Here is a 10,747-nt window from a genome sequence, read left to right as displayed (position 1 = left end):
ATATCATCAAGCTCCATGCCACTCCGGGCGAAGAAGCGCCTGAGACGTTTACGCCCGGAGTCGATCACTGGACCAGATCGTTACTTAATCGCTGTCGCTTTTTTAGGGACAAAGGGCATCGTTCTGGTTTACATCAACAGGCTTGCGCTTTCGATGTTCTCTTTTGTGAGTCGACAGCGTTTGAGCATTCTTGCAGACCTTTCCACATGGCCGCTGTATGCCATCCTCTCCGACCACTGCTGCATAACAGGTCTGTTGTCCTCTGTGGTATCTGCTTTTGTGCTCCGACAGGGCTTTAATATTCTTGAAGACCTTTCTGCATGGCCGTTCTATGCCATCCTTACTGATCTCTGCCCCTTCACAGGTTTGTTGTTCGCTATGGTCTCTCCTTTTGTGATCTGACAGGTCTTGAGCACTCTTGCAGATTTTTCCGCAGGGTCGCGGCTGGCCATCCTCCCCGGCCAAGGTTACGTTACAGGTTTTTTTTCCGCTGTGCCTCTTTCTTTTGTGAGCCGACAGGGCTTTAATATTCTTGCAGACTTTTCCGCATGTCAGGTGTTGGTCCTCTCCCCCGTCCACTATCACATCACAGGTTTTTTGCCCGCTGTGAAATAATCTTTTGTGCTCCGACAGGGCTCTGGCATTTTTGAAGACCTTTCCACATGGCCGCTGCAAGCCGTCCTTCCTGACATCTGTCTCTTCACAGGTTTGTTGTTTGGTGTGGTCTCTTCTTTTGTGCTCCGACAGATCCAGCCTGCTATTGCAGACCTTCCCGCATAGTTGTGGCTGACCATATTTCAGGTTCACTATCACGTCACAGATTTTTTCCCCAATATGATATCTACTTTTGTGATTCAACAGAGCTTGAGCATTCCGGAAGATCCTTCCGCAAAGCCGCTGCTGGCCATTCTCCCAAGTTACTGTTGCGTCACAGCTTTTTTGCACGGTGTGCTTGCTGCTTTTGTGACTCGACAGGACTTTAGTATTCTTGAAGACCCTTCCGCATTGTCGCAGCTGAACATTCTTCCCGATCATGACCACGTTACAGGTTTGTTGTGCGGTGTGGTATCTGCCTTTGTGATCCGACAGAGCTCTGGCATCCCTGCAGACCATCCCGCATGGACGCTGTTGGCCATCCTCCCCAATCACTGTCACGACACAGGTGGGTTGCGTGGCAGCGTCAGTTGTAAAAGCAACCCCTGCACTCATTGATTCCATTGAGTTGCAGCGACCGCTTGAGGTGCCATCCACGGCACGCACATGTAGCTTAAATTGTGGGTGAGAATCGCGTTGGAGTTGAATAATAGTGAGTTGATCCAATGTTTCGAAGAGTGAGAAATCTGTAAGGTCTTCAGAATCAAAACGACCTGTGCAACTAAAGCAATATCCGTCGGCCAAATGAAGGCATGAACTTTGTCCGAAGTGCTGCCGCCATTCAGCGGGGTCACTGCTATCGGGTATTGTTCGAAACTGACAAATGCCATGACAGGGGTGGATGAAACAATTTAAGCCCAAAGTATGTTGGTGTTGTTCAGGGTCACCGTCACCGCCGTCATAGTCTGAATTCGGCGAGCGAGTGAAAGAGTCAGTATGCTGGGTGGTGGGTTCCCGGGCTTGCCGGGTGGACGGCTCTGATGGCTGATGCGGTTGTTGGTTTTCTCCGGAACCCAGCATTATAGCGATAGCCTTAAACGGTTGATTCTGGCGTGTCAGCACGGCTGTAACCTCTTGTTGTTCAACCGGGTTAAACAGTGGTGAATAGGTGTTCCAATAACTTTTTAAGAGCCAACCGACAGCGACAAACACTTCCAGAGGTAGCCATGAATAAGAGTTGGAATTCAGAGGAGCATTTCTGGTGGTCAGGATTAGTTTATAACCGACCAGCAGGTGAGTGGAGCAATGCATCTGCCACGAAATTGATTCAATAATGGTTGATTGTATCCCGTAAACGCGAGGTCCAAATGGTTTGTCATCAGGTAGTGAAACTGATCCCGCATAGCTGTCTGTGTTGACAATGCCTGAAATTGGATGCAGGTCACGCTGTGTTATAGAAAAGCTCTGGTTTGATGGAAATTTTGCCTTCTGTTCAAACTTGACAGTGAAAAGCTCTGTCGACGGTTTAGCCTGACATCCCACAGATAACAAATTCAGCAGCAACACTGTTGCCGCAAAGATTGAGTGCTTAATAATTCTATCCTTGCATTCTGGTTTACAGAGAGAAAGGATAGATCAAGAAAATAAGCGAGCTTTTCTGTTAACTACCATCTGTTTAACATCAGAGCTGGCAATGAAAAAACATGACGGGTATCAGATAAGATCGTTATTGATTCACTTTACCTTTTTTGGGCTGAGGTGATCGTTCAGGTTCAGATCATCAGGTTTGTTTTTTTGATGTTTTCTTTTGTGTCCCGACAGGACTGCAGCACTCTTATAGACCGTCCTGCATGGTCGCGGTTGGCTATCATCGCTGAACAGGGTCATATCACAGGTTTGTTGCCGGCGGTGTTGTCTGAATTTGTGATACGACAGGGCTTGAGCATTCTTGCAGATTCTGCTGCAGGGTCGCAGCTGGCCATCTTCCCCAACCAGAGTCTCGTCACAGGTTTTTTGCCCGCTGTGAACGCTTCTTTTGTGATCCACCAGAAAGCGAGCATTTTTGCAGACCTTTCCGCATGGCCGTTGTTGACCATCCTCCTCGTCCACCATAACGTCACAGTTTTTTTGCCCGCTGTGATAGCTGCTTTTGTGAGATGACAGAGATTGAGCATTCTTGCAGACCTTCCCGCATGGCCGCTGCTGGCCATCCTCACCGATGACTGTTACGTCACAAGTTTTTTGCCCGCTGTGTTCCCCGCTTTTGTGAGTCGACAGGGCTTTAATGTTCTTGCAGATTTTTCCGCATGGCTGCTGTTGGCCATCCTTCCCGACCACGATTACGTCACAGGTTTGTTGTCCGGAGTGGTATCTGCTTTTGTGATCCGCCAGAGCTTTGCTATTCTTGCAGACCTCCCCGCACAAATGCTGTTGGCCATCCTCCCCGACCACGATCACGTTACAGATTTGTTGTCTCCTGTGGTATCTGTCTTTGTGATCCGTCAGGGCATTAATATTCTTGTAAACCTTCCCGTGCGGCTGTGGCGTAAATTGTGGGGCAGAATCGCATTGGAGTTGAATGTCTGGGAGTCGATCCAATGTTTCGAAAAGTGAGGAATCTATAGCGCCTTCAGGCTCAGAACGACTTATGCAACTAAAGCAATATCCATCAGTCAAATGGGGACATGAACTTTGTGCGGTAATCGGCGGCCATTCAATGGACTCACCACTATCGAATGATGGCCGAAATTGACAAACGCCACTACATGGATGGACGAAACAATTTAAATCTAAAGTGTGTAAGTATTGTTGAGGGTTTTCGTTACCATCGTCAGAGTCAGAATAGAGGAGATGAGCGAAATAACATGCAGAGTAGTTGTTGGCTGCCGGGAGTTGCTGGCCGGATGATTCTGATGGCGGGTATTGTGGCAAGTTATCTCCAGAGCCGAGCATTATAGTGGTGATCGCAAACGGGTGATACCCTCGTGTTAGCTGAGATCTTGCCTCTTCTTGTTCAATCGGGTTAAACCTTGATGAGCCCTGGTTCCAAGCATTTTTTAAAAGCCAACAGACGGCGACAACCGCTTTTAAACGTACACATGAATAAGGCTTGGAATACAAAGGGGCGCCTTTGATGGTCAGGATCAGTTCGAAACCAACCAGCAGTTGAGTGGCGTAAAGCCATTGCCATAAAATGGATCCAATAAGGATCGTTTTTATCCCATAACCGCCGGGTCTGAGTGGTTTCTGATCAGGTGATGAAGGTTGTCCTGCGAAGCCGATTGTGTTGACAGCATCTGAAAATCTATGCGGGCCACGCTGCTTTATAGAAATGCTCTGGTTTGTCGGACAGTTTGCCTTCTGTTCAAGCTCGATAGTAAAGCGTTTCGTACACGGTTTGGCCTGACAGACGACAGACAACAACGGTAGTAGCAACAATAACATCAGTGCCGCAAAGAGTGAGTGTTTAATAATTCCATCCTTGCATTCTGATTCACAGAGAGGAAGGATAGATCAAGAAAATAAGCATGTTTTTCTGATAAAGGCTTTCTGTTAAAAAACTATTGAAGTCATGCACCAGACCAGATCGTTACTTATTCACTTTAACTTTTTGAGTCCTGAAGTCCTCGTCCAGATCAGGATGCCTGCGTTTTCGATGTATTCTTTTGTGGTCCAACAGGACTTTGGCATTCTTGCAGGCTATCCCGCATGTCTGCTGATCGCCATCCTTCCTGACCACGGTCTCGTTACAGGCTTTTTCCTGGGTGTGGGTGACTTTTTTGTGATCCCCCAGGGCTCGGGCATTCTTCCAAATCGTCCCGCATGGTCGTTGCTGACCATCCTTCCCGACTACTGTCATGGCACAGGTTTTTTGCCCCGTGTGGTATCCACTTTTGTGATTGGTCAGAGCTGAGGCATTCTTGCAGATCGTTCCGCATGGCCGCGACCGGCCACCCCGCCCGACCACGGTCTCGTTACAGACTTGTTGACCGGAGTGGTCTTTTCTTTTGTGATCCGACAGGCTTCTGGAGCTCATGCAAACTTTCCCGCACGGTCGCTGTTGACCATCTTCCCCAAGCACGTTCTCGTCGCAGGTTTTTTGTCCGCTGTGGAATGTGAATTTGTGAGCCGTCAGGGTTTTAGCATTCTCCAAGACCTTTCCACATGGCCATCGCTGGCCATCCTTACCGGTCACCGTCACCTTACAGGTTTGTTGACCGCTGTGGATCATTCTTTTGTGATCCGAGAAGGTTCGGGCATTCTGGCAGACAATCCCGCATAGTTGCTTGTGACCATCCTCTGCAATGACTGTTATGTCACAGATTTTTTGTCCGGTGTGTTCTCCGCTTTTATGAGTTGACAGAGCTTTGGTATTCTTGCAGACCTTTCCGCATGGCCGCTGCTGGCCATCTTTCCCATCCACGATCACGTTACAGGTTTGTTGCCCGCTGTGGGATCTTTTGTGATCCGAAAGGGCTTTAGAGCTCTGAAAGACCTTTCCGCATGGTCGCTGCTGGCCATCTTTCTGAATCACAATCTCTTCACAGATTGATTGCCTGATGTGGATGCTTCTTTTGTGTTTCAACAGGGCTTTATAATTACTGCAGACTATCCCGCATGGCTGCTGTTCACCATTCTCCCCGACCACTATGAAGTAACAAATTTTTTGCCCGATGTGATCTCTGCTTTTGTGATACGACAAAGCTTCAGCATTCCGGAAGATCCTTCCGCAAAGCCGCTGCTGACCGCTCTCCCAAGCGACTGCAATGTCACAGCTTTTTTGTCCGCTATGCTTTCTGCTTTTGTGACTCGACAGGGCTTTAGCATTCTTGTAGATCCTTCCGCATTGTTGCAGCTGACCATTCTTCCCGATCATGACCACGTTACAGGTTTGTTGTACGGTGTGGTATCTGCCTCTGTGGTCCGACAGAGCTCCGGCATCCTTGCAGGCCATTCCGCATGGACGCTGCTGGCCATCCTCCCCAATCACTGTCACGACACAGGCGGGATGCGTGGCAGCGCTGGCGACCCCTTCACTCATTGACTCCATAGAGTTGCAGCGATCGGTGGAGGTGCCATCCACGGCATGCGCTTGTAGCTTAGATTGTGGGTGAGAATCGCATTGGAGTTGAATGATAGTGAGTTGATCCCGTGCTTCGAAAAGCAAGGAATCTGTAAAGTCTTCAGAATCAAAACGACCTATGCAACTGAAGCAATATCCATCGGCCAAATGAGGGCATGAACTTTGTCCGAAGTTCTGCTGCCATTCAGCGAGGTCACTGCTTTCGGATATTGTTCGAAACTGACAAATGCCATGACAGGGGTGGGTGAAACAATTTAAGCCCAAAGTATGTTGGTGTTGTTCAGGGTCAGCGTTACCGCCGCCGGAATCTGAATCCGGGGGGGGAGTGAAAGGGTCTGTAAGCTGGGTGGTGGTTTCCTGAGCTTGCTGGCTGGATGGTTCTGATGGCTGGTGCGGCTGTTGGTTTTCTCCAGAGCCCAGCATTATAGTGACTGCCTTAGACGGTTGACTCTGGCGAGCCAGTGCAGCTGAAACCTCTTGTTGTTCAACCGGGTTAAGCAGCGGTGAACAGGTGTTCCAATAACTTTTTAAGAGCCAACCGACAGCGACAAACACTTCTATAGGTAGCCATGAACCAGAGGTGGACTTCAGAGGAGCGGTTCTGGTGGTCAGGATCAGTTCGTAACCAACCAGCAGATGAGTGGTGTAAAGCAACTGCCACGAAATTGATTCAATAAAGATCGTTTTTACCCCGTAACCGAAGGGGCTGAGTGGTTTGCCATCAGGCGTAAAATGTGATCCTGCATAACGGTTTGTGTCGACAATGCCTGAAAATGTGCGCTGGTCACGCTTTATAAAAAGGCACTGGCTTGATGAAAAGTCTGCTTTCTGATCAAGCTCGACAGTACCACGCCCTGTCCAGGGTCTGGCCTGACAGACGACAGACAACAACAGTAGTAGCAAGTAGAGTGGTGCCGCAGAGAATGAGTGTTTAATCATTCTATCCTTGCATTATGGTGTACAGAGAGGAAGGATAGATCAAGAAAATAAGCGTGTTTTACTATTAAAGACCTCCTGATAAAAAATTTTCGAAGTCATTTACCGGATCAGATCGTTACTGATTCACTGTACGTTTTTGAGGGCTCAGGTCATCGTCCTGGTCAAGATCAACAAGCTTGCGTTTTCGATGTGTTCTTTTGTGGGCCGAACCGTCCATCCCGGCCACTGCCTTGTCAGAGATTTGTTGCCCGTTGTGCACTCTTCTTTTGTGATCCCACAGGGCTCGGGCATTTTTCCATATCGTTCCACATGGCCGTTGATGGCCAGTCTCCCCGACCACTGGCTTGTTACAGATTTGCTGCCAGCTGTGGTCTCTTCTTTTGTGACATGACACGGCTAGAGCATTTGTCCAAATTGTTCCACATTGACGCTGATGGCCATTCTCCCCGACCACAGTCAGTTCACAGGTTTTTTGCCCAGTGTGGTACTGGCTTTTGTGAGTCGATAGAGATTGGATATTCTTGCAAATCTTCCCGCATGGCCTCAGCTGACCATCCTCCCCAGTGATTGTTTCAACACAGGTTTTTTGGCCTGAATGGTCATTTCTTTTGTGACTCCACAGGGCTCTGGCATTCTTACAAACCTTTCCGCATGGGCGTTGCTGGCTATCCTGCTCGACCACGGACACGTCACAGGTTTGTTGACTGCCGTGAGCACTTCTTTTGTGATCCGTCAGGGCTTGATTATTTATCGAAATTGTCCCGCATGGCCGCTGATGGCCATCCACTACCACGGTCTTATTACAGGCTCTTGGCCCGCTGTGGGTCATTCTTTTGTGATCCGAAAGGGCTTGAGCATTCTTGCAGACTATCCCACATGGACGTCGCTGTGCGTGCTCTCCCTCAACTATCACATCACAGGTTTTTTGGTTGCTGTGGACTCTGCTTTTGTGAGCTGACAGAAAGTAAGCAGTCATGCAGACCTCTCCGCATAGCTGTTGTTGACCATCTTCCCTGTCCACTATCACGTCACAGGTTTTTTTTTCAGTGTGATATTTGTTCTTGTGAGACGACAGAGCCTGAGCATTCTTGGAGACCACCCCGCATGACTGCGGCTGGCCATTATCCCCGACTACTACCTCGTTACAGGTTTGTTTCCCGGAGTGGTCTTTTCTTTTATGAGCTGAAAGAGTTTTAGAGCTCTCGCAGACTTTCCCGCATCGCTGTCGCTGACCATCCTCCCCGAGCACTGTCCCGTTACAGGTTTTTTGCCCACTATGGACTTTTCTTTTGTGACCCGACAGGGCTTTGGAAATTGTGTAGACTTTCCCGAATTGTTTCGGCTGATCATTTATGTCGACTACTGTCTTATAAATAATATATTGTCTTTCTGAATCTGCTGCGGAGGGTAACTGGGTAAACGTAAAGGAAATTCCTTTTTTTTGTAGGTCGGATGACTTTGTTTTTAAAAGTACATTGTATTGGGCATGTGCATCGTGATCTGCTGATTGTCGGAATTGACAGACGCCTGCGCAGGTATCTACGAAACAATTTAAGCTCAAAGTATGTCGGTGTTGTCCAGGGTTTCTGTTACCGCCGCCAGAGTCAGAATACAGTGAGCCAGTGAATGAGTCTATATACCGGGTGTTGGCTTGAGGGCCTTGCTGATCGGATGATTCTAAAAGCTGGCCTTGCTGTTGGGCGTGCCCAGAGCCATGCATCATGGTGATGGTGGCAAACGGGTGATCAACCTGTGTCAGCATATATGATGCTTCGTGCTGTTCGATTTGTTGCTCAATCAGATTAAACAACGGTGAGTTTGGGTTCCAATAGTTTTTTAAAAGCCAGCCGACAGTGATCAACATCTCTAGTGGTAGCCATGGATATGGATTGGAGCTTAGAAGAGGAGTGTTGATGGTGTGGATCAGTTCGTGACCAAACAGCAGATAAGTGGAGTATAGCCATTGCCACGAAATCAATTCGATAAGGGGCGTTTTTACCCTGAAACCGGCGGCTCTGGGTGGTTTGTTATCAGGCGGCGAATCTGATCCTCTATAACCGTTTGTGTCCGCAATACCTGAATATGTATGCTGGTCACGCTTTATAGAAAAGCTCTGTTTTGCTGAAGAATCTGTCTTCTGTTGAAGCTCGACAATAAAACACCTTGTCAAAGTCTCGGCCTGACAGGAAACAGACAACAATAGTAGCAGCAACAACATCGGTGCTATAGAGAGTGAGTGTTTAATCATTATATCCTTACGTTCCGGTTTACCGCGTGAAAGGATAGATCAAGAAAATAACTGTGTTTTATGTGAGCGACCTTCCGTTAAAGAAACATTGAAGCAGACGTATCCGTTGGTGAGCCCCCGGACGGCGTGATCAAGAGCTATCCCGGGATAGATGGATGGCTTCGAGTATTTTTTAACGACTTTTGTCTTCAGATAGATCTCCTGATGAGAAGGCCTTATCAGATCAAGGACTGAGGTCGTTGTTCTGGTACAGTTCCTCATGTTTGCGTTTTCGGTGTCTTTTTTTGTGATCCGATATGGCATTAGCATTCTTGCAGAACTTTCCGCATGGTCGCGACTGGCCATCCTCCCCGACCACGGTCACTTTACAGGTTTGTTGCTCGCTGTGGACACTTCTTTTGTGTTTCGTCAGGGCTCGGGCATTTATCCAAATCGTCCCGCATGGCTGTTGCTGGCCATCTTCTCTGTCCACTATCACTTCACAGGTTTTTTGTCCGGTGTGGTAAGCACTTTTGTGCGTCGACAGAGCATGAGCATTCTTGCAGACCACTCGGCATGGCCGGGGCTGGCCACCCTCTCCAACCAGGGGTACGTCACAGGTTTGTGGTCCGCTGTGTCCTTCTCTTCTGTGACTCGACAGGGTGATGGCATTCTCGAAGACCTTTCCACATGGCCGGGACTGGCCATCCTCCCCAACCACTGGCAGGTCACAGGATTGTTGTCCGGTATGTTTTTTTCTTTTGTGATAGTAAAGGGCTTGAGTATTTTTACAGACTTTTTTGCACGTTCGCGGCTGGCCATCCTCCGCAGCCATTGGCAGGTCACAGGATTGTTGCCCGGTATGTTTATTTCTTCTGTGATCGTAAAGGGCTTGATTATTTTTGCAGACTTTTTCGCATGTTCGCGGCTGACCATCCTCCCCGACCACTGTTTCGTCACAGATTTTTTTCCCGCTGTGGATTGTTCTTTTGTGAGTCGACAGGACTTTGGAATTTTTGCAAACTTTTCCGCATGGCTTAGGCTTGCCATCTTTATCGAACAATGTCAAATAACAGACATGTTGTGTTTCCGGAGTCTCTGTCGTGGGTGACAGTCGGGTAAACGAAAAGGATATCCACTTTTCTTTAAGATAGGGTGACTCAGTTTCTAAAAGCGCATTGTTCTGATCATACACACAGTTATCAGGATCTACTGATTGTCGGAATTGACAAACGCCACGACAGGTATCTATGAAACAATTTAAATCCAAAGTATGTGGGTGTTGCCCAGGATTTCCGTTCCCGCCGCCGGAGTCAGAAAAGGAAGCAGTGAAAAAGCCTTTGGAGCAAGTGGTGGCATCCGGGCCTTTGTGACCGGATGATTCTGATGACTCGAGTTGTGGTTGTTCATGTCCAGAGCCAAGCATCATGGTGATGGCTGCAAAGGAATGATCCCCCTGTTTCAGTATACCGCTTAGTCTGAGTGGTTTGATATAAGGTGGCGAATCTGATTCTGTAAAGCCGTTTGTGTTGGCAATATCTGAAAATGTATGCTGATCATGCTGCGTTCTAAAAAAAAACCGGTGTGTTGGAGTATCTGCTTTCTGTTTAAGATCGAGAATAAAATGTCTGGTCAAAGGTTCAGCCTGACAGGCGACAGACAACAACATTTTCAGCAACACTAGCAGCAAAAATAGCAGCAACAGTGGTGCCTTAGAGAGTGAGTGTTTAATCATTCTATCCTTATATTCTGGTTTACTGGGAAGAAGAATAGATCAGGAAATTAGGTGTGCTTTTTGTTAAACAACCATTTAGGCGCAGCTGTATCCGTTGCTAAGCCAGGACAGCTCGATCAGGTGCCATTCGGGGAAAGATGGATGGCTTGGGGTATTCATTTAAACGACT

The 10,747-nt window shown here is 48.0% G+C and carries 5 protein-coding genes; all 5 read right to left on the bottom strand.

The window, feature by feature from the left end; genetic code table 11:
• Positions 1-102 precede the first annotated feature (102 nt).
• Positions 103-2,160 (bottom strand): hypothetical protein, encoded by a 2,058-nt coding sequence (locus tag KDK17_RS15280; RefSeq protein ID WP_257288435.1) that lies wholly within the window; start codon positions 2,158-2,160, stop codon positions 103-105.
• A 168-nt stretch (positions 2,161-2,328) separates the two neighbouring features.
• Positions 2,329-4,038, bottom strand: coding sequence for a hypothetical protein (locus KDK17_RS15275; RefSeq protein WP_257254562.1), 1,710 nt, complete (start codon positions 4,036-4,038; stop codon positions 2,329-2,331).
• A 145-nt stretch (positions 4,039-4,183) separates the two neighbouring features.
• The gene (locus tag KDK17_RS15270) at positions 4,184-6,616 is read right to left on the bottom strand and encodes a hypothetical protein (RefSeq protein ID WP_257281751.1); all 2,433 of its coding nucleotides are present in this window, start codon (positions 6,614-6,616) and stop codon (positions 4,184-4,186) included.
• A gap of 115 nt (positions 6,617-6,731) precedes the next feature.
• Complete coding sequence (locus KDK17_RS15265; RefSeq protein ID WP_257288434.1) at positions 6,732-8,864, bottom strand: hypothetical protein; 2,133 nt, start codon at positions 8,862-8,864, stop codon at positions 6,732-6,734.
• A gap of 223 nt (positions 8,865-9,087) precedes the next feature.
• On the bottom strand, positions 9,088-10,578 hold the full coding sequence (locus KDK17_RS15260) for a hypothetical protein (RefSeq protein ID WP_257275709.1): 1,491 nt from the start codon (positions 10,576-10,578) through the stop codon (positions 9,088-9,090).
• Positions 10,579-10,747: the final 169 nt, after the last annotated feature.

It is taken from the genome of Endozoicomonas sp. SESOKO2 (assembly GCF_024606245.1).
Classification (GTDB): Bacteria; Pseudomonadota; Gammaproteobacteria; order Pseudomonadales; family Endozoicomonadaceae; genus Endozoicomonas_A.
This window is presented reverse-complemented; position numbering and strand designations above follow the sequence as displayed.